Here is a 19,599-nt window from a genome sequence, read left to right as displayed (position 1 = left end):
CAGCGGCTCATGGCGGAGGGGCTGACCCTCGCCTACGACCGGCGCACGGTCGCCGAGAAGCTGTCCGTGACCATCCCCGACCACTCCTTCACGGTGATCGTCGGGCCGAACGCCTGTGGCAAGTCGACCCTGCTGCGCGCCCTGTCCCGGATGCTCAAGCCGGTGGCCGGATCGGTGCTGCTGGACGGGCAGGCGATCGGCGCGATGCCCGCCAAAAAGGTCGCCCGCACCCTTGGGCTGCTGCCCCAGTCCTCGATCGCCCCGGACGGGATCACGGTCGCCGATCTGGTCGCCCGCGGCCGCTATCCGCACCAGGGGCTGCTGCGGCAGTGGTCGGAGACGGACGAGCGGATCGTCGACGAATCGATGGCGGCGACCGGGGTGGCGGAGCTCGCGGATCGTTATGTCGACGAATTGTCCGGCGGTCAGCGTCAGCGGGTATGGATCGCGATGGCCATCGCCCAGCAGACCCCGCTGCTGCTCCTCGACGAGCCCACGACCTATCTGGACATCCAGCACCAGATCGATGTGCTGGACCTGTGCGCCCAGCTCCACGAGGAGCAGGGCCGTACCCTCGTCGCCGTTCTGCACGACCTGAACCACGCCGCCCGCTACGCCACCCATCTGATCGCGATGCGGGGCGGCGAGGTCGTCGCCGAGGGGGCGCCGGGGGACGTGGTCACGGCGGAGCAGGTGGAGCGGGTCTTCGGGCTGCCCTGCCAGGTGATCGACGACCCGGAGACGGGGACGCCGCTGGTCATCCCGGCCGCCCGCCGGTCCCGTACGGCACGGGTCGAGGCGCCCGCGCCGCTGGCCGGTGCGGTGAGCGAGTCCTGAGGGGCTCGCGGGGGCGCGGTTGGGTGGGCGTCCGCGCCCGTGAGCCGTGGCGTGCGGCCGCGGTGCCGCGCCGGCTGCGTGGCGGTGTGCGCGCCCGCCGCGTGGGCGAGCGATGTGGCGGCTAGAGCAGCTTCCGCAGTCGCATCAGGTCGCGCAGCCCGGCCTCGAGCTTGATCCGTCCGCTGCCCCACGCCCGTGCGAAGTGCAGCTCACCGTCGACCAGGGCCACCAGATCGTCGCCGCTCATCGCCAGCCGGATCTGCGCGCGCTCGGCGGGCGGGCCCGGCTCGGTCGTCACATCCTCGATCCGGCCCTCCATGAGACGGCCGGCGAAGGTGGTGTCCAGGTCGGTGATCCAGCAGCTGACGGAGCGGTCGAGCGCGGCAGCGCTGCGCAGGTCCCCGTTCGCGCTCGCGAGGTTCTCCGCCAGTTTGTCGAGTGCGCTGCGGCACTGTTCCAAGGTCGCCATCGCGGATGACGTTACCCCAGCTCTCGTACGTCGGAGAACGAGGGATTCGCGGTAGCGTCGGGGCCATGAGCGAGCCGATGTCGGCCGGATGGCCCGGCCCACAGCCCGATACGGCGGCCGAGCGGGCCCAGGAAGCCGCGGCCGAGCGGGCCCAGGAAGCCGTGCCCGGGCCGCTCCCGGGGGCTGGTGTGGAGCCCGGACCGCCCGGACCGGAGGCGGTCCCGTACACGGTTGCGGGCGGGGTCGGGGAGACGGATCCCGGGACCGGGACGGGGCGGGAAGAGGCGCCGGAGCCGGTGTCGGAGGAGGCCCCGGAGCCCGTGCCCGTGCCGGAGCCGCCCGGCCCCGCTGAACCGGCCCCGCTCGGCGTGGACCGTGCGCCCACCGGCGTCCCCGAGGTGGATGCCCGGCTCGATCGGCTGGCCGACGCCGACCACCTCGAGACGAGCGGGCATCTGGCGGTGTACGAGGATGTCCACGGGGGGCTCCGCGACACGCTGACAGCACTCGACCGGCGGCCCGGGCCCCCTGCGCCCGGCCCCCGGCCCCCGTCCGCTACGTAGACGACTCCGTCGGCTGGGTAAGCGACCCCGTCCGTTACGCAAACGACTTCGTCCACTACGCAGTGACCTCGTCCGCTACATGAACGACCTCAGGAGCTGAACCACCCGTGGCAGTGACCCGCCCACGACGCGTACGACTCGACGCGGAGCTGGTGCGCCGCAAGCTGGCGCGTTCGCGTGAGCATGCGAGCCAGCTGATCGCCGCGGGCCGGGTCACCGTCGGCGGGGCGGTGGCGACCAAACCGGCCACGCAGGTGGAGACCAGCGCGGCCGTCGTCGTGATCGAGGACGACAGCGATCCGGACTATGTCTCGCGCGGTGGCCACAAGCTCGCGGGCGCGCTGTACGTGTTCAGCGAGGAGTACCGGGAGGGTGCGGGCGCGGGGCAGGGCTCCGGAGTCCGCCCGGCCCCGGCTCCGGCCCCGGCAGCGGGAGCTGGCGCTGGTGCCGGAGCCGGAGCCGGGTTGAAGGTCGCCGGGCGGCGGGCGCTGGACGCGGGTGCGTCGACCGGAGGCTTCACGGACGTTCTGCTGCGTGCGGGAGCCGCGCGGGTGCTCGCCGTCGACGTCGGCTACGGCCAGCTCGCCTGGTCGCTGCAGAGCGATGAACGCGTCAGCGTTTACGACCGTACGAACGTACGCGAGCTGACACTTGAGCGGATTGGTGGGGAACCGGTGGACCTGGTGGTCGGCGATCTCTCCTTCATCCCGCTCGGGCTGGTACTGCCCGCCCTCGTGCGGTGCGCGGCGCCCGACGCCGATCTGGTGCTGATGGTCAAACCACAGTTCGAGGTCGGCAAGGAGCGGCTGGGCAGCGGGGGAGTGGTCCGCAGCGCCGACCTGCGCGCCGAAGCGGTGCGTACGGTGGCCGAGCGGGCGGCGGAACTCGGACTGGGTGTGCTGGGCGTGACCGCCAGCCCGCTCCCGGGGCCGTCGGGCAATGTCGAGTACTTTTTGTGGATGCGCGCCGGGGCGCCGGCACTGGACCCGGCGGATGTTGACCGTGCAGTGGCGGAGGGGCCCAGTTGACCACTTCAGAAGCAGCGCAGGAGAAGGAAGCAGTGTCCGTGTCCGAGACGGCTGTGCCCGGGGCGGGCGTGGCCGAGGCGGGTGCGGTCGGGGCGGGCGTGGCCGGTGCGGCTACGCCCGAAACGGCGCATGTACCGTTCACGCCGGCCGCCGAGCCGACGGCGGACCGCACTGTCTTCCTGCTTGCGCACACCGGCCGCCCGGCGGCCATCCGCAGCGCCGAACTGGTCGTTCAGGGGCTGCTGCGCAGCGGTATCGGGGTGCGGGTGCTCGCTGCCGAGGCCGCGGACCTGCCGCTGCCACCCGCTGTCGAGCGCGTCGACGCGGGCCGTGACGTGCTGAACGGCTGTGAGCTGCTGATCGTGCTCGGCGGGGACGGGACGCTGCTGCGCGGAGCGGAGTTCGCCCGGGTCTCGGGCGTGCCGATGCTCGGGGTGAACCTCGGGCGGGTGGGCTTCCTGGCCGAGGCCGAGCGGGACGACCTCGACAAGGTCGTGGACCGGGTGGTGACCCGGCAGTACGAGGTCGAGGAGCGGATGACGATCGATGTGCTCGTCCGCAACGACGGGCACATCGTGCACACGGACTGGGCGCTGAACGAGGCGTCGGTCGAGAAGGCGGCGCGTGAGCGGCTGCTCGAGGTCGTCACGGAGGTCGACAACCGGCCGGTCTCGCGCTTCGGCGGCGACGGCGTGGTCTGCGCGACCCCGACCGGCTCGACGGCCTACGCGTTCTCGGCGGGCGGTCCGGTGGTGTGGCCCGAGGTGGAGGCGCTGCTGATGGTGCCGATCAGCGCTCACGCGCTGTTCGCCAAGCCGCTGGTGACGTCGCCGAAGTCGGTGCTCGCGGTGGAGGTGCAGCCGCAGACTCCGCATGGGGTGCTGTGGTGCGACGGCCGCCGCACGGTGGAGCTCCCGGCGGGGGCGCGGGTGGAGGTGCGGCGGGGCGCGGTACCGGTGCGGCTGGCCCGACTCCACCATGCGTCGTTCACGGACCGCTTGGTCGCCAAGTTCGCGTTGCCGGTGGCGGGGTGGCGGGGGGCGCCGCACTAGTTTGGTGGCTGCTGGGGGTGCGGGGTGCGGGTGTGGTGGTGGTTGCTGGGGTGCGCGGTGGGTCCGGGGGTGGGTGCCGGGTGCGGGGCCTCCGGGGCGGGGCCCTGGACCGTATATTTACGGCGCCATTGGCCGGGGGCGTTGAGTTGGTCGGGGATTGGCGCCACAAATACACGTAAGCGTCCAGGACCCCACCCCTGCGCCCCCGCCCCCTCCCGTCTCGTCGGCGACCGCCCGCCGGTGGCACGGGCCGCCTGCCCGTCCCGCGTTCGGCCCGGGGCCGGGTGTTGGCTGGGGGTGGGTGCGAGCCCGCGCCGTCCTGCCGTCTTGTGGCTAGCCGCCGGTGGCACGGGGCGCCTGACTGTCCCGCGCTCAGCTCGGGGGTGGGAGCGACCCCGCCCCTCCAGCCGTGTTGCGGGTGTCGTCGGTGGCGCGGGTGGTGTGCGGTTCCGGATCGTCCGGGGTGGAAAATTCAGCCCCTCCGGCGTTTGAGGAGCGGGGTCCGGGGCGGAGCCCCCCCACGCGGCGGAGCCGCGTATTGATGCTGTGGGAAGGGGCGGGGTGGGGGCTTTCCGCCGGAGGCGCCCGTGCTCCGCACCGGGCATCTGTGCGGGTCGACCCCACAAGTGGCGCCCCTTCGTCGCATCGCACCGGCCAAACCTCGTATGGTCGTGCACGTGCTGGAGGAGATGCGGATACGTGCGCTGGGCGTCATCGACGACGCGGTCGTCGAGCTGTCGCCCGGCTTCACCGCGGTGACCGGTGAGACCGGCGCGGGCAAGACCATGGTCGTCACCAGCCTCGGGCTGCTGCTGGGCGGCCGGGCCGATGCCGCCCTGGTGCGGATCGGGGCCAAGGCGGCGGTCGTCGAGGGGCGCATTACGGTAGACGCCCGTTCGACGGCGGCCGTAAGGGCCGAGGAAGCGGGGGCCGAGCTTGAGGACGGCGTGCTGCTGATCAGCCGTACGCTCTCCGCCGAGGGGCGGTCGCGCGCGCATGTGGGCGGCCGGTCGGTGCCCGTGGGGCTGCTGGGCGAGCTGGCCGACGATCTGGTGGCCGTGCACGGCCAGACCGATCAGCAGGGGCTGCTGCGGCCCGCCCGGCAGCGGCAGGCGCTGGACCGGTACGCGGGGGACGCGGTGGCCGGGCCCCTGGAGAAGTACGCGGGGGCCTATCGCCGACTGCGCGCCGTCTCGGCCGAGTGGGAGGAGTTGACCACGCGGGCCCGCGAGCGGGCGCAGGAGGCGGATCTGCTGCGGTTCGGGCTCGAAGAGGTCGCGGACGCCGAGCCCCGGCCGGGGGAGGACGTCGAGCTGGCGGCAGAGGCCGAACGGCTGGGGCACGCCGAGGCCCTGGCGTCCGCCGCCGCGCTCGCGCACGCCGCCCTCGCCGGGAATCCGGAGGATCCGGAGGGTGTGGACGCGGCCACCCTGGTCGCGGGCGCCCATCGCGCCGTGGAGGCCGTGCGCTCCCATGACTCGGCGCTGGCCGGGCTCGCCGACCGGATCGGTGAGATCGGCATCCTGGTGTCCGATGTGGCCGGGGAACTCGCGGGGTACGCCGACAACCTCGACGCCGACCCGATCCGCCTGGGTGCCGTCGAGGAGCGCCGCGCCGCGCTGGCGCAGCTCACCCGTAAGTACGGCGAGACCATCGCGGACGTGCTGGCCTGGGCGGAGCAGGGCGCCGCCCGGCTGGCCGAACTCGACGGCGACGACGACCGCATCGGCGAGCTGGCCGCGGAGCGTGACGCGCTCCGCGCCGAGCTGGGCGAGCTGGCGCAGACGCTCACCGACGCCCGTACGGAGGCCGCGGGGCGCTTCGCGGAGGCGGTCACCGCCGAGCTGGCCTCCCTGGCGATGCCGCATGCCCGGGTCACGTTCGCGATCAGCCAGACCGAGACGGAGGCGGACGGCATCGAGGTGGGCGGCCGCGCGGTCGTTTTCGGGCCGCATGGGGCCGATGAGGTCGAGTTGCTGCTCGCCCCGCATCCGGGCGCCCCGCCCCGGCCGATCGCCAAGGGTGCCTCCGGAGGTGAGCTGTCCCGGGTGATGCTCGCGGTCGAGGTCGTGTTCGCCGGCTCGGACCCCGTGCCGACGTATCTCTTCGACGAGGTGGACGCGGGCGTCGGCGGTAAGGCGGCGGTCGAGGTGGGCCGTCGGCTGGCCCGGCTCGCGCGCTCCGCGCAGGTCGTGGTGGTCACCCATCTGCCGCAGGTCGCGGCGTTCGCCGACCGGCATCTGGTGGTCGAGAAGACCAACGACGGGGCGGTGACACGCAGCGGGGTCAAGGCCATGGAGGGCGAGGACCGCGTACGGGAGCTGTCGCGGATGCTCGCGGGCCAGGAGGACTCCGAACTCGCGCGGGCGCATGCGGAAGAGCTCCTGGAGGCGGCACGCGCGGGACGCTGACCTTCACCCGAAAGGGTGGTACCGCGGACGTACGGGCGAGCTCGGGGTAGACGTCGCCGGGGAGCGTTGCGACGAGGGTTCGGCGAGTGCTGGCATCCTTGGGCGGTCCCTCCTTTTCGCCCGACACCGTTTCAGGAGCTCCGCCCGCGTGAGCAGTACCGTGAGTAGCACCCCGGTCCCGCCGCTCGGGCAGTCGTCGCTGCACGCCGTTCAGGTGCTGGGCGGCGGGAGTTCGGGCAGCGGGGTGCATGTGCGGTCGCTGTCGGCCGGGCTGGAGGCGCGCGGACTGCGGGTGACCGTCTGCGGGCCCTGGAGCGCCGAGCGGGGCTACGGCTTCACCCAGACGGGAGCGCGGTTCACCGGGCTCGACGCCCTGACGGGCGCCGGAAGCATGGCGTCGCTGCGCAGGGCCACTCTCGGAGCGGCCCTGGTGCACGCTCACGGGCTGCGTTCGGGGCTGCTGGCCGCGGTGGCGCTGCGTGGCCGGAATGTGCCGTTGATCGTCACCTGGCACACCCGTGTGGACGCCGAGGGCGCGCGGGCCCGTCTCGTCGGGCTGATGGAGCGCCGGGTGGCGCGGGCCGCCGCGATCGTGCTCGGGGTGTCCTCGGATCTGGTGGAGCGGGCCCGGGCCCGCGGTGCGCGCGACGCGCGGCTCGCGCCGGTCGCGGTGCCCGCCCCGCGCCCGGCACCGGAGCCGGGCGACGGCCGCCGCCAGAAGGCGCGGGCCGAACTGGGCGTGGTGGAGCGGCCGTTGCTGGTCACGGCGGGTCGGCTGGAGGCGGTGGCCGGACACGGTCCACTGCTGGACGCGGCGCGGCGCTGGCGCGGGCTGGATCCGCAGCCGCTGCTGGTGGTGGCGGGGGAGGGGCCGGACCGTGCGGTGCTGCAGCGCCGGATCGACCTGGAGGGGCTGCCGGTGCGGCTGCTCGGCCGGCGTGAGGATGTGCCGGGGCTGCTCTCCGCGGCCGATGTAGCGGTGCTTTCCAGCCGCTGGGAGGCGCGCTCGCTGCTGGCCCAGGAGGCGCTGCACGCGGGGGTGCCGCTGGTGGCCACGGCGGTGGGCGGGGTGCCGGAGCTGGTCGGGGACGCGGCCGAACTCGTCCCTTACGGCGATCCGGAGGCCCTGGCCGACGCCGTGACCGGGCTGCTCGCCGATCCGGTGCGCCGGGCCGAGCTCGCCGCGGCGGGGCGGGCGCGGACGGCCGGCTGGCCGACGGAGGACGACACCGTCGCCCATGTGCTCAGCGTCTACGATGAGTTGGTGCAGACCTTTCTGCGTGAAGGGGTTGACGGGCCCGGTCGTTGATCGGCAGGGTGCTGGGCAGAGGAACGAGAGAGCGCTCTCAATTCGTACTTCTCGTTACCCCCCACGCCATTTTCCCGGCAACCCCCACTACGCCGAGGAGCACCATCATCATGATCAGTCGCAGGAAGCTGCTGGGTGGCATAGCCGCCTCCGCCGCTGCCGCGGGAACCGGCCTGGCCTTCGCCGGCGGCCGTGCCAGCGGTGCGCCGAGCGCGAAGGCCGCCGCCTCCCTGCCCCTGACTGTCGTCAACAAGACGGGGCAGTACGACAACGCATCGGTCTGGCTCTACATCGTCGGCAACGAGGGCGACCGGCAGGTCCACGTCACCCCCGACGGCACCATCGCCCCCGTCGCGCTCTCCGACAACGGCTCGGACGGCTTCACCGACTACGCGATCCCGCTGGCCGGCAGCGGTGACACCAAGCTGAACCTGCCGCAGATGTCGGGCCGGATCTATGTCGCGCTCGGCTCGAAGCTCAAGCTCAAGGTGGTCGAGGACGGGGCGGGCAAGCCCGCGCTGCAGTACCCGGCCGGCTGGGTGTCCGGCGACCCGAACTTCGACATCATGCACGACTGCGCGGAGTTCACGTACAACTCCTCCGGGATGTTCTGCAACACCACCATGGTGGACATGTTCAGCGTCCCGCTGTCGATCCACCTCACCGGTGCCCAGGACCAGACGACCGGCACCCTCAAGGACGGCGCCCGCGCCAAGGTCTTCTCCGACCTTGCCGGTGTCGACGCCTACAAGAAGCTGATCGTCGGCGACAATCTGCGGGTGATCGCTCCGGGCCATGGCATGGGCGCGGGGCTGTTCGCGGAGGACTACTTCGCGTCGTACATCGACCAGGTCTGGGACGCCTACGGATCGAAGGACCTCAAGGTCACCACCAACGCGGGCACCTTCACCGGCCGGGTGAGCGGCGGGAAGTTCGCCTTCACCGGCCCGGCGTCGGTCTCCTTCGACAAGCCCTCCACCAAGGACGTGCTGTTCTGCGACGGCGCCCTGGCCGCGCCCAACGACGGGACGACGGGCCCGGTCGCGGCGATCCTCGGCGCGGGCTTCAACCGCACCACGCTGCACAACACCGACGCCCAGCCGACCACCGACCCCGCCGCCTTCTACGGCGAGGAGGTCACCAACCACTACGCCAAGGCCATGCACGCGGCGACCGTGGACGGCAAGGCGTACGGCTTCGCCTTCGATGACGTGGCCGAGTTCGCGTCCTACATCCAGGACACCGCCCCCAAGGGGATCACGCTCACGCTGACTCCGTTCTAGGGAGCGTCCGGCGGATCGTGACGCCTGCGGCGGGCTGCTCCCTCTCCGCCCCCTTCCCGACGCCTGACGGTATGCGGCGGAGCCGCATATCGATGCTGCGGGAAGGGGCGGGGAGCGGAAAGACCCGCCAGGCCGGGCAGGGTCCGGCCGCGGTTCGGCACACAGCGGCCGGGCGGGGAGGTGTCCGCGGCGCACGGCGGGGCGGCGCGGCGGACGGTGAGGGAGCCTCTCCCCGCCCGGCTACCCGCGTGGCGACCCGCCCGGCGGCGCGGGGGGACGCCGGGCGGGGAGCCCGGGCACGGCGGAGCGGCCCGCGAACGCGTCACCGCACATGGCGGCGGGCCTGGAGGGCCACTCCCAGGGCGAGAACCGTCTGCGGGTCCTCCAGATCGCTGCCCAGCAGCCGGGAGATCCGGGCCAGCCGGTCGTACAGCGTCTGGCGGTTGAGGTGCAGCGCGCGGGCCGTCTCCGCCTTACGGCCCGCATGGCGCAGATATGTCTCCAGCGTCGGCACCAGCGGCGGGCGGGCGGTGCGGTCATGAGCGAGCAGCGGACCGATCACCCGGTCGACAAAGGCGGCCAGATCGCCGTGCTCCCGCAGTCGCCACAGCAACAGGTCGACATCCAGGCTCCGTACGTCGTACCAGTCGCGGTCGGTCAGCCCGCGCGCCGCGTTCGCCGCCTCCGCCGCATGCCGCAGTTCGGCACCGGCCGCGTCCCAGCCGACCGCGAGCCCGGCGATCACCACCGGCGGCCGGGCGCCGGCCCGGTCCGGCCAGGCCCGCTCCACCCCGGTTCGCAGCGCCGTCGCGATCCGCTCGGCCACGGCGCCGCGCTCGGTCGCGCCGCGCAGCCCCGCCAGCAGCGGAACCCGACCCTCCGGAAGCCGTACGCCGAGCAGCACCGGCACCCCGACCGCCGCCAGCTCCTCCTGCAGGGCGTGGGCCAGCGCCGCCCAGCTCTCCCCGCCCCCGGCGAGCGGGCGGGGATCCTCCACCAGCCGCATCACCACCGGCAGCAACGGCCCGTCCGCGCCCGGCCTAAAGCCCAGCACCCGGGCCTGGGCGGGGGCGTCCGACGCCTCGATGCGGCCCTCCGCGAGATCGGTGAGGAAGTCCCCGCGCCCGCGCGCCGCCAGCTCCTCCTCCTGACGCGTCCGCAGCAGCACCACCGCCAGCAGATCCGCCGTCCGCTCGGCGGCGATCCGGTGCACCGGCCCCAGCGGCCCGGCCACCGGAAGGACGGTCAGCCGCGCCCGTACGGAGCCGGGTCCTGGCCCGCCGCCCGGGATGTCCGCCATCACGCTGCCCGCCGGTGGTTCGGGCCGCTCGGCCGCGCGCCGCGCCCGCAGCCCCTCCCACACCTGCAGCGGATCGGCCGCGCCCGCCGGGGGCGTACCGCCCGGCCCCGCCGCGTACAGCAACTGCCCGTGGGGGGTCTCCAGGAAGACCGGATTGGCCGCGAAGGTGGCGAAGTGGCACAGGATCTCCGGCACCCCGCCGCCGCGCAGCAGCACCTCGGTGGCCTGCCGGTGCACCACATCGGCCTGGCGCAGCAGGGCGTAGTGCGCATTGACGATCTCGGTGTGGATCTCCTCGGTGACCGTGACGAACGGCACCTCGCGATGGAGTTGCACCAGCGGCAGCCCGCACGAGCGCGCCGTGTCCACGACCAGTCCCGGCAGCGTGCGGAACCGGGCCCCCAGCTCCACCACCAGCGCCGCGATGCCCCGCTCGGCGAGGCGGCGGACGAAGGCGCGCTGCTCGGCGGGGCGCGACCCGACCCCGATCCCGGTGGTCAGCAGCAGTTCACCGCCCTTGAGCAGCGCGGCGATGTTGGGCACCTCACCCGCGTGCACCCAGCGCACCGGGCGGTCGAGCAGGTCGTCCCCGGTCACGACCTCCGGCAGCCCGCGGCGCAGGGCGGGCAGGTCGAGGGCGCGCGCCACGGTGATCGTCCCCTGCGGTTCCATGCCGCCACGCTAGCCGCCCGCTCGACCCGCGCGAGGCCCCGCCTCGACCCGACTGGGCCCGGCCCCGCGGCTCGCGCACGCCGAAGGGCGGGGCGCACGCCGAACGGCGGGGCGGACGCCGAAGAGCAGCGGGGCGGGGGCCGAGCCCGGAAGTGGGGGTGCCCGGGCCCCCGGGGCCCGGGCCTGGGGTCAGCCTCCGTACGCGCCGGACGCCGTCAGCCGCAGCGCGGTGTCGATCAGCGGCACATGGCTGAACGCCTGCGGGAAGTTGCCCACCTGGCGCTGGTTCTTCGAGTCCCACTCCTCGGCCAGCAGCCCGAGGTCGTTGCGGAGCGCGAGCAGCTTCTCGAAGAGCTTCCGGGCCTCGTCCACCCGGCCGATCATCGCCAGGTCGTCGGCGAGCCAGAACGAGCAGGCCAGGAAGGCCCCTTCGTCGCCCTCGAGACCGTCCACCCCGGCGTCCTCGCCCGCGGTGGGGTAGCGCATGACGAAGCCGTCCTCGGTCGACAGCTCCCGCTGGATCGCCTCGATGGTGCCGATGACCCGCTTGTCGTCCGGCGGCAGAAAGCCCATCTGCGGGATGAGCAGCAGCGAGGCGTCCAGCTCCTTGGAGCCGTAGGACTGGGTGAAGGTGTTGCGCTCGGCGTCGTAGCCCCTCGCGCAGACGTCCCGGTGGATCTCGTCGCGCAGCTCCCGCCAGCGGTCCAACGGCCCGTCCACATCGCCGGATTCGACCAGCTTGACGGTGCGGTCGACCGCGACCCAGGCCATCACCTTGGAGTGCACGAAGTGGCGGCGCGGCCCGCGTACCTCCCAGATGCCCTCGTCCGGCTCGTCCCAGTGCTCCTCGAGGTAGCGGATCAGCTTCAGCTGCAGCACGCTCGCGTAGTCGTTGCGCGCCAGACCCGTCATATGGGCCAGGTGCAGCGCCTCGATGACCTCGCCGTAGACGTCGAGCTGGAGCTGGCCGGCCGCGCCGTTGCCGACCCGGACCGGCTGGGAGTTCTCGTAGCCGGGCAGCCAGGTCAGCTCGGCCTCGGCCAACTCCCGCTCGCCCGCGATGCCGTACATGATCTGCAGGTTCTCCGGGTCGCCCGCGACCGCGCGCAGCAGCCATTCGCGCCAGGCGCGCGCCTCCTCGCGGTAGCCGGTGCGCAGCAGCGAGGAGAGGGTGATCGCCGCGTCCCGCAGCCAGGTGAAGCGGTAGTCCCAGTTCCGGACGCCGCCGATGTCCTCGGGGAGCGAGGTGGTGGGCGCCGCGACGATGCCGCCGGTGGGGGCGTAGGTCAGCGCCTTGAGCGTGATCAGCGAGCGGACCACCGCATCCCGGTAGGGGCCGTGGTACGTGCAGTGCTCGACCCACTCCCGCCAGAACGCCTCGGTGGCCTCCAGCGCGACCTCCGGCTCGGGCAGCGCGGGCGGCTCGTTGTGCGAGGGCTGCCAACTGATGGTGAAGGCGATCCGGTCGCCGGGGCCCACCGTGAAGTCGGAGTAGGTGGTGAGGTCCTTGCCGTAGGTGTCGGCCTCGGTGTCCAGCCAGACGGAGTCCGGGCCGGCGACGGCGACGGTGCGGGTGTCCACCCGGTGCACCCACGGCACGACCCAGCCGTAGGAGAACCGCATCCGCAGCGCGGAGCGCATCGGCACCCGGCCGCTGACTCCCTCGACGATCCGCACCAGTTGCGGGGCGCCGTCACGGGGCGGCATGAAGTCGATCACACGGACCGTGCCGCGCGGAGTGTCCCACTCCGATTCGAGCACCAGTGAGTCGCCGCGGTAGCGGCGGCGGTCGGCGGCGGGCGGCTGGCTTCCCGAGGGGAAGGCGGGCCCGAGGCGCCAGAAACCGTGTTCCTCAGTGCCCAGCAGACCGGCGAAGACGGCATGGGAGTCGAATCGCGGCAGGCACAGCCAGTCGACCGTGCCGTCTCTGCAGACAAGGGCGGCCGTCTGCATATCACCAATCAGTGCGTAATCCTCGATACGCCCGGCCACGTGCATTCCCCATTCGAACGGCCGTACCACCCCGGAGGGCGTTTCTTACGGTCTCGGAAATTCTGACGAGCTCTTGTTCCGGGGGCGTGCTGGTGGTGCCGTGCCGGGTGGCTCGCATGCGTGCGTCCGATGAGGATACGACGGACAACGGTGATCCGCTTGAGCCCGTCCACATCGTGGCCCGTATCTCGCGGCCGATCGGGTGGCCAGGTCACCCATGGTGTTCGGGCGATTGCGCAGACCGAACGCGGGAACCAGGTCATCAGCGACCACTCCGGGGCGCTGATACCCTGGTAGCCCGTGGAGCGGCGGGCACAAAACCCCCGAACCATCAGCGACGGCACCCCCCGAATCCGGAGCGGCTGCCGTACGCCCCTCTCACGACGCGACCACGGGAGCCCCCTCTTGGCCATTGCCGCTAAGCCCATGACGACCAAGCACCTCTTCGTCACCGGGGGTGTCGCCTCCTCACTCGGCAAGGGTCTTACCGCCTCCAGTCTGGGGGCCCTGCTGAAGGCGCGCGGTCTGCGCGTCACCATGCAGAAGCTCGATCCGTATCTGAACGTCGACCCGGGCACGATGAACCCCTTCCAGCACGGTGAGGTGTTCGTCACCAACGACGGCGCCGAGACCGATCTGGACATCGGCCACTACGAGCGCTTCCTCGACGTCGACCTCGACGGCTCGGCCAATGTGACCACCGGACAGGTCTACTCCACCGTAATCGCCAAGGAGCGGCGCGGTGAGTACCTCGGTGACACCGTGCAGGTCATCCCGCACATCACCAACGAGATCAAGCACCGCATCCGGCGCATGGCCACCGACGACGTGGACGTCGTCATCACCGAGGTCGGCGGCACCGTCGGCGACATCGAGTCGCTGCCCTTCCTGGAGGCCGTCCGCCAGGTCCGGCACGAGGTCGGCCGGGACAACGTCTTCGTGGTGCACATCTCGCTGCTGCCCTACATCGGCCCGTCCGGTGAGCTGAAGACCAAGCCCACCCAGCACTCGGTGGCCGCGCTGCGCAACATCGGTATCCAGCCGGACGCGATCGTGCTGCGAGCCGACCGCGAGGTCCCGACCTCCATCAAGCGCAAGGTCTCGCTGATGTGTGACGTTGATGACGCGGCCGTGGTCGCCGCCATCGACGCCAAGTCGATCTACGACATCCCCAAGGTGCTGCACTCCGAGGGCCTGGACGCCTATGTCGTCCGCAAGCTGGATCTGCCCTTCCGCGACGTGGACTGGACCCAGTGGGACGATCTGCTGCGGCGGGTCCACCAGCCCGACCACGAGGTCACCGTGGCGCTCGTCGGCAAGTACATCGACCTGCCCGACGCCTACCTCTCGGTCACCGAGGCGCTGCGCGCCGGCGGCTTCGCCAACAACGCCCGCGTCAAGATCAAGTGGGTCACCTCCGACGACTGCAAGACGGCCGCCGGCGCCCGGGACCAGCTCGACGGCGTGGACGCGGTCTGCATCCCCGGTGGCTTCGGCGACCGCGGAGTGATCGGTAAGGTCGGCGCGATCACCTACGCCCGGGAGAACAAGCTCCCGCTGCTGGGGCTCTGCCTCGGACTGCAGTGCATCGTCATCGAGGCCGCGCGCAACCTCGCGGGCATCGAGGGCGCCAACTCCACCGAGTTCGAGCCCGCCACCACCGACCCGGTGATCTCCACCATGGCCGAGCAGCTCGACATCGTCGCGGGCGAGGGCGACATGGGCGGCACCATGCGGCTGGGCATGTACCCGGCCAAGCTGGCCGAGGGCTCGATCGTCCGCGAGGTCTACGACAACCAGCCGTACGTCGAGGAGCGCCACCGCCACCGCTACGAGGTCAACAACTCCTACCGCGGTGAGCTGGAGAAGAAGGCCGGGATCGTCTTCTCCGGCACCTCTCCGGACAACAAGCTCGTCGAGTACGTGGAGTACCCGCGCGAGGTCCACCCCTACCTGGTCGGCACCCAGGCGCACCCCGAACTGCGCTCCCGCCCGACCCGGCCGCACCCGCTCTTCGCGGGCCTGGTGAAGGCGGCGGTCGAGCGACAGACCGCTGGTCAGACGCGTAGCACCGGGGCCTGACCGATACGGTTGACGGGGGCGGGCAGCCGGCGCGGCCCGCCCCCGTCAACCGCACGCGGAAAGGACGCTGAGGCAAGCATGCGTATCCAGGACACCCCCGAGGAATGGCCGGTCACCGCCACCGCCACGCCGTTCACCGGCAATAAGACGAGCGTGCGCACCGACGAGGTCGAGATGCCCGACGGCAGCCGGGTCAACCGCGACTACCAGGTCCACCCCGGCTCCGTCGCCATCCTCGCCCTGGACGAGGACGGCCGCGTGATCGTGCTGCGGCAGTACCGGCACCCGGTCCGCCGGCGGCTGTGGGAGATCCCGGCCGGTCTCCTGGACATCCCCGGTGAGAACCCGCTGCACGCCGCCCAGCGGGAGTTGTACGAGGAGGCGCACGTCAAGGCCGAGGACTGGCGCGTCCTGATCGACGTCTACACCTCGCCCGGCGGCTCCGACGAGGCCGTACGGATCTTCCTGGCCCGGGAGATCTCCGCGGCCGAGGGCGAGCGGTTCGAGGTCTCCGAGGAGGAGGCCGACATGGAGCTGGCCCGGGTGTCCCTGGAGGAGCTGGTGCGCGGCGCGCTCGCGGGCGAGCTGCACAACACCTGCCTCGCGATGGGTGCGCTGGCACTGCAGGCCGCGCTCTCCGGCGACGGCATCGACGCCCTCCGCCCGGCCGACGCCTCCTGGCCGGCTCGCCCCTTCGCGGCGTAGGCCCACTGATGTGACGCATACGCGCTCCCCGGCCCCGGTGAAGATCCGATGGAGTGATTTTCGGTACGTGCCATGGGCCTGGAGTGCCGGGTACCTGACGCGGAGTGAACTACGCTCATAGTGGCCCCGGCCGCAGCGGCGCGGCGGGCTCGTAAGCGCAGGTGGACGGGAGTGGGCCCGTGGCGGAGCAGGCGGTCGACACCGAGGGGGAGCCGGCGGCCCCAAGGAAGCGGCAACCGCCGTCCGCCACGCCCGCTTCGTCCGCTTCCGGCCGTCCGCCGGAGGCCCGTTCCGACCGTTCACCAGAGGAAGGTTCACCCCCGCCCGACACCCCGCCGCGGCAGCGCTCCGCGGCCGGGCGCGCGGACGCCCAGGACGGCGGGGTGTGGAGCGGGGCGACCCGGGCCGTGCTGTTCGCGGCGGCGGCCACCGTGGGGCGGGGGTTCGCCGGGCGGCGGCGGGAGCTGCTCTCGCTGCGCGCCGATATCGAGCGCGCGGGCCTGGACACCCTCGCCGGCCGTAAGGCCGCCCGCAGCCGGGTGCTGCTGATCGCGGGCCGCCCCGGCTGGGGCCGTACGGCGCTGGCCGAGGAGCTCGCCCGGCGGCTCGCCGACGACTACCCCGACGGAGTGCTGAGCGCCCGGCTGACGACCTCCGCCGGCGACCCCGTACCCACCGAGCGCACCGCCCGTGAGCTGCTCGGACGCCTCGGCGTGACCGCCCCGCCGGGCGCGGACGAGGACGACCTGAGCGCGGCGCTGCGCGCGGCGCTCGACGGCAGGCGGGTGCTGTTGCTGCTCGACGACGTGGCCGGAGCCGAGCAGGTGGACGCGCTGCTGCCCGACGAGCCCGACTGCCTGGTGGTCGCCGTCTCGCGCGGCCCGCTGACCGGGGTGCCGGATGTGCGGCCGTGCACGGTGGGCGGGCTGGATGTGAGCGCGGCGGTCGGGCTGCTGGCGCAGTACACCGGCCCCACCCGGATCACCTGCGATCCGGTGGCCGCGCAGTCCCTCGTCGAGGAGTGCGCGGGCCAGCCCGCCGCGCTCGTCCTGGTCGGCGGCTGGCTCGCCGCCCGCCCCCAGGCGTCGGTCGACGACGCGCTGGCCCGGCTGCGCGAACTGCCGCCGGACGGGGGTGATCTCGACCATGGCGCCCGCCCGCTGAACCGCGCCTTCCGGCTGGCCTACGCCGCGCTGCCGTCCGCCGCCGCCCGGATGCTGCGGCTGCTGGTGCTGGCGCCCGGCGGATCGGCCGACGCCCAGATCGCATCCGCGCTGGCCGGATGCTCGGTGGCGGACGGCGAGGCGGCACTGGAGGGCTTCGCCGCGTACGGGATGCTGCGCCCGCGCGGGCCGGGCGACTACCAGGTGCCCGGCTGTCTCGATCCGCTGCTGCGGGAGCGGCTGGCGGCCGAGGAGCGCCCGGCGGAGGTGGAGCTGGCGCGGGCGCGGATGCTGGAGCGTGCCGTACGGCAGCTGCACGCGTGCCGGCTGGCCGCCGAGCCCGCCGGTTCGCCGGGCCGGAAGAAGCTGGCCGGGATGCCGAAGCCGTTGCGCTTTTCGTCGTCGGCGCAGGCGGCGGAATGGCTGGAGGCCCGGCTGGGCTCGCTGATCGAGGCCGCCCGGCTGGCCGTGGAGACCGGTGAACTCGACACCCTGGCACGGCGGTTGGTGGCCGCGCTCACGCATGCCCTCACCGCTCACCGGGGTGCCGAGGGCGCCGCGGTGGAGCTGTACGGGCTGCATCAGCTGGTGCTGGACGTGGCCCGGCGCCGCGACCTGCCGGTGGAGCGGGCGGCCGCGCTGCTGAACCTCGGCGATCTGGACGGCGGGGCGGGCCGGGTGGACAAGGCCCTCGCGCGGTACAAGAGCGCCCTGGAGGCGGCGCGTGAGTCGGGCGATCCGTATACGACCGGGCGGGCGCTGGAGTCGATCGGCGGCATGTACCAGGAGCTGGAGGACTGGCACCGGGCGGCCGACTGGTACGGACGCGCCCTGGAGCTGCGGCTGAGCCGCCGCGATCTGTCCGCGGTCGCCCGGATGTACGCCCGGCTCGGCACCGTCCACGGCTACGCCGGGCAGTGGGGCGAGGCGCTGCGCGACTGGCGTGCCGCCGCGGCCGCCTGCCGCCGGGCGGGGGACCGGCCGGGGTACGCACGGGCGCTCAGCGGCGCCGCGGAAGCCCAGGAGCGCACCGGACGGCCGAGGGAGGCGCTGCGCACCTGGGCGGAGGCCGCCGCGGCCGCCCGGACCTGCGGTGACACCGGGCTGCACGCCGATCTGGCGGGCCACGCTGCGGACGCGATGGACCGGCTCGGCGGGGACCCGGCGGTGGCGCGGTCGCTGCGGCGCACCGCCCGTAAGAGCGCCACGGCGGGGGCGGAGTACACGGGTCCGTCACCTCAGAGTGGGGAAGGAAACCCAGCCGACCTACGAAATCAGTAGTGGTCTTCCAAAAGATTGATGCATTGCAAGGCTAGACAGCGCGACGTCCTTCATTAGACTGGTCATGCCGCGATTGTTGCGGTCGTCTCCGGCATGCGGACGCGTTCCGGTTTGCCTGTCTATGATCGCTTATGTATCGATCCGTGACTGGCTGTGGCGATATGTTCATTTCCCCCCATTCAAGGACCGTGATCGACGTGAAGGTCGGTATCCCCCGCGAGGTCAAGAACAACGAGTTCCGTGTGGCCATCACCCCCGCCGGTGTGCACGAGCTGGTCCGAGGCGGCCATGAGGTCGTCGTGGAGCAGAGTGCCGGCCTCGGTTCCTCCATCACGGACGAGGAGTACACCGCCGCCGGTGCGCACATCCTCGGCACCGCCGACGAGGTCTGGGCCACCGCCGACCTGCTGCTGAAGGTCAAGGAGCCCGTCGCGGAGGAATACCACCGGATGCGCAAGGGCCAGACGCTCTTCACCTACCTGCATCTGGCCGCCTCCCGGGCCTGCACGGACGCGCTGCTGGAGTCCGGCACCACCGCCATCGCCTACGAGACCGTCGAGACCGCGAACCGCGCCCTGCCGCTGCTCGCGCCGATGTCCGAGGTCGCGGGCCGGATCGCGCCGCAGGTCGGCGCGTACCACCTGATGCGCTCGGCCGGCGGCCGTGGTGTGCTGCCCGCCGGGGTGCCGGGTGTGGCCGCCGCGCGGGCCGTCGTCATCGGCGGTGGCGTCTCCGGGTGGAACGCCGCCCAGATCGCCATCGGCATGGGCTTCCACGTCACCCTGCTCGACAAGGACATCAACAAGCTGCGCGAGGCCGACCGGATCTTCGGCACCCGGGTGCAGACCATCGCCTCCAACGCCTTTGAGCTGGAGAAGGCCGTCCTCGAGGCCGACCTGGTCATCGGCGCGGTGCTCATCCCGGGTGCCAAGGCGCCCAAGCTGGTCACCAACGAGCTGGTGTCCCGGATGAAGCCGGGAAGTGTCCTTGTCGACATCGCGATCGACCAGGGCGGCTGCTTCGAGGACTCCCGTCCCACCACCCACGCCGAGCCGACCTTCGCGGTCCACGACTCGGTCTTCTACTGCGTCGCGAACATGCCCGGCGCGGTGCCGAACACCTCCACCCACGCGCTCACCAACGCGACGCTCCCGTACATCGTGGAGCTGGCCAACCGTGGCTGGCGGGACGCGCTGCGCCGGGACGCCGCGCTGGCCAAGGGGCTCAACACCCATGAGGGACAGGTCGTCTACGGCCCGGTCGCCGAGGCGCATGACCTGCCCGCGGTCGAACTGGGCTCGCTGATCGGCTGAATGACGCTCGGAGTTCACCGGCCCGGCCGCCGGACCGGGTGAACTCCGGTTGCCGGACGGTCAACCCGGACCGTCAACCACATGTCAACAATGGGCATCCGGCCGGGTCTTGTCGAAGGATGAGGCCCGGCCGAAGGTG

14 protein-coding genes are annotated in these 19,599 nt (G+C 72.7%); 11 read left to right on the top strand and 3 right to left on the bottom strand.

Annotated features, from left to right (window positions below; all coding sequences use genetic code 11):
* The first annotated feature begins 9 nt into the window (after nucleotides 1-9).
* Entirely contained in the window at nucleotides 10-837 is an 828-nt protein-coding gene (locus CGL27_RS13040; protein WP_107439329.1) for an ABC transporter ATP-binding protein, read from the top strand.
* A 121-nt stretch (nucleotides 838-958) separates the two neighbouring features.
* Here the strand turns inward: CGL27_RS13040 and CGL27_RS13035 are convergent, their stop codons facing one another.
* Complete coding sequence (locus CGL27_RS13035; protein WP_078640694.1) at nucleotides 959-1,306, bottom strand: sterol-binding protein; 348 nt, start codon at nucleotides 1,304-1,306, stop codon at nucleotides 959-961.
* A gap of 296 nt (nucleotides 1,307-1,602) precedes the next feature.
* Here CGL27_RS13035 and CGL27_RS13030 point away from each other — a divergent pair, with 296 nt between their 5' ends.
* The 6 genes from CGL27_RS13030 (at nucleotide 1,603) to CGL27_RS13005 (ending at nucleotide 8,952) form a co-directional block, all read left to right on the top strand.
* Nucleotides 1,603-1,869, top strand: a complete 267-nt coding sequence (locus CGL27_RS13030; protein WP_119994372.1) for a hypothetical protein — start codon at nucleotides 1,603-1,605, stop codon at nucleotides 1,867-1,869.
* Nucleotides 1,870-1,982: 113 nt separating this feature from the next.
* Nucleotides 1,983-2,897: a TlyA family RNA methyltransferase gene (locus CGL27_RS13025; RefSeq protein WP_119986747.1), complete on the top strand. Its 915-nt coding sequence runs from the start codon at nucleotides 1,983-1,985 to the stop codon at nucleotides 2,895-2,897.
* 38 nt (nucleotides 2,898-2,935) lie between these two features.
* The gene (locus CGL27_RS13020) at nucleotides 2,936-3,949 is read left to right on the top strand and encodes an NAD kinase (protein ID WP_276147844.1); all 1,014 of its coding nucleotides are present in this window, start codon (nucleotides 2,936-2,938) and stop codon (nucleotides 3,947-3,949) included.
* 665 nt (nucleotides 3,950-4,614) lie between these two features.
* Complete coding sequence (gene recN, locus CGL27_RS13015; RefSeq protein ID WP_203348407.1) at nucleotides 4,615-6,360, top strand: DNA repair protein RecN; 1,746 nt, start codon at nucleotides 4,615-4,617, stop codon at nucleotides 6,358-6,360.
* 148 nt (nucleotides 6,361-6,508) lie between these two features.
* The gene (locus CGL27_RS13010; protein ID WP_240450483.1) at nucleotides 6,509-7,669 is read left to right on the top strand and encodes a glycosyltransferase family 4 protein; all 1,161 of its coding nucleotides are present in this window, start codon (nucleotides 6,509-6,511) and stop codon (nucleotides 7,667-7,669) included.
* Nucleotides 7,670-7,779: 110 nt separating this feature from the next.
* Nucleotides 7,780-8,952 carry a glycoside hydrolase family 64 protein gene (locus CGL27_RS13005; RefSeq protein WP_078640692.1) on the top strand — a complete coding sequence of 391 codons (1,173 nt, stop codon included), beginning with the start codon at nucleotides 7,780-7,782 and terminating at the stop codon, nucleotides 8,950-8,952.
* Nucleotides 8,953-9,274: 322 nt separating this feature from the next.
* Here CGL27_RS13005 and CGL27_RS13000 read toward each other — a convergent pair whose 3' ends face one another.
* Nucleotides 9,275-10,924, bottom strand: a complete 1,650-nt coding sequence (locus CGL27_RS13000; RefSeq protein ID WP_119986745.1) for a PucR family transcriptional regulator — start codon at nucleotides 10,922-10,924, stop codon at nucleotides 9,275-9,277.
* A 189-nt stretch (nucleotides 10,925-11,113) separates the two neighbouring features.
* Nucleotides 11,114-12,922, bottom strand: coding sequence for a glycoside hydrolase family 15 protein (locus tag CGL27_RS12995; RefSeq protein WP_078640690.1), 1,809 nt, complete (start codon nucleotides 12,920-12,922; stop codon nucleotides 11,114-11,116).
* A 420-nt stretch (nucleotides 12,923-13,342) separates the two neighbouring features.
* Here CGL27_RS12995 and CGL27_RS12990 point away from each other — a divergent pair, with 420 nt between their 5' ends.
* From CGL27_RS12990 to ald, 4 genes are all read left to right on the top strand, one after another.
* Nucleotides 13,343-14,998 carry a CTP synthase gene (locus tag CGL27_RS12990; RefSeq protein ID WP_119986743.1) on the top strand — a complete coding sequence of 552 codons (1,656 nt, stop codon included), beginning with the start codon at nucleotides 13,343-13,345 and terminating at the stop codon, nucleotides 14,996-14,998.
* Nucleotides 14,999-15,076: 78 nt separating this feature from the next.
* Nucleotides 15,077-15,703 carry an NUDIX hydrolase gene (locus CGL27_RS12985; RefSeq protein ID WP_119986741.1) on the top strand — a complete coding sequence of 209 codons (627 nt, stop codon included), beginning with the start codon at nucleotides 15,077-15,079 and terminating at the stop codon, nucleotides 15,701-15,703.
* A 179-nt stretch (nucleotides 15,704-15,882) separates the two neighbouring features.
* The gene (locus CGL27_RS12980) at nucleotides 15,883-18,147 is read left to right on the top strand and encodes a tetratricopeptide repeat protein (protein WP_119986739.1); all 2,265 of its coding nucleotides are present in this window, start codon (nucleotides 15,883-15,885) and stop codon (nucleotides 18,145-18,147) included.
* 197 nt (nucleotides 18,148-18,344) lie between these two features.
* Nucleotides 18,345-19,460 carry an alanine dehydrogenase gene (ald, locus tag CGL27_RS12975; RefSeq protein ID WP_078647319.1) on the top strand — a complete coding sequence of 372 codons (1,116 nt, stop codon included), beginning with the start codon at nucleotides 18,345-18,347 and terminating at the stop codon, nucleotides 19,458-19,460.
* Nucleotides 19,461-19,599 lie beyond the last annotated feature (139 nt).

The sequence above is a fragment of the Streptomyces sp. 11-1-2 genome (genome assembly GCF_003595545.1).
In the GTDB taxonomy this organism is placed as follows: Bacteria; Actinomycetota; Actinomycetes; order Streptomycetales; family Streptomycetaceae; genus Streptomyces; species Streptomyces hygroscopicus_B.
This window is presented reverse-complemented; position numbering and strand designations above follow the sequence as displayed.

What these genes read in the sequence shown, in the direction of transcription:
- CGL27_RS13040 (WP_107439329.1), top strand. Translation starts at nt 10, where the DNA reads ATGGCGGAGGGGCTGACCCTCGCCTACGACCGGCGCACGGTCGCCGAG.
- CGL27_RS12995 (WP_078640690.1), bottom strand. Translation starts at nt 12,922, where the DNA reads ATGCACGTGGCCGGGCGTATCGAGGATTACGCACTGATTGGTGATATG.
- CGL27_RS13000 (WP_119986745.1), bottom strand. Translation starts at nt 10,924, where the DNA reads ATGGAACCGCAGGGGACGATCACCGTGGCGCGCGCCCTCGACCTGCCC.
- CGL27_RS13005 (WP_078640692.1), top strand. Translation starts at nt 7,780, where the DNA reads ATGATCAGTCGCAGGAAGCTGCTGGGTGGCATAGCCGCCTCCGCCGCT.
- CGL27_RS13035 (WP_078640694.1), bottom strand. Translation starts at nt 1,306, where the DNA reads ATGGCGACCTTGGAACAGTGCCGCAGCGCACTCGACAAACTGGCGGAG.
- recN (WP_203348407.1), top strand. Translation starts at nt 4,615, where the DNA reads ATGGTCGTGCACGTGCTGGAGGAGATGCGGATACGTGCGCTGGGCGTC.
- CGL27_RS12985 (WP_119986741.1), top strand. Translation starts at nt 15,077, where the DNA reads ATGCGTATCCAGGACACCCCCGAGGAATGGCCGGTCACCGCCACCGCC.
- CGL27_RS12990 (WP_119986743.1), top strand. Translation starts at nt 13,343, where the DNA reads ATGACGACCAAGCACCTCTTCGTCACCGGGGGTGTCGCCTCCTCACTC.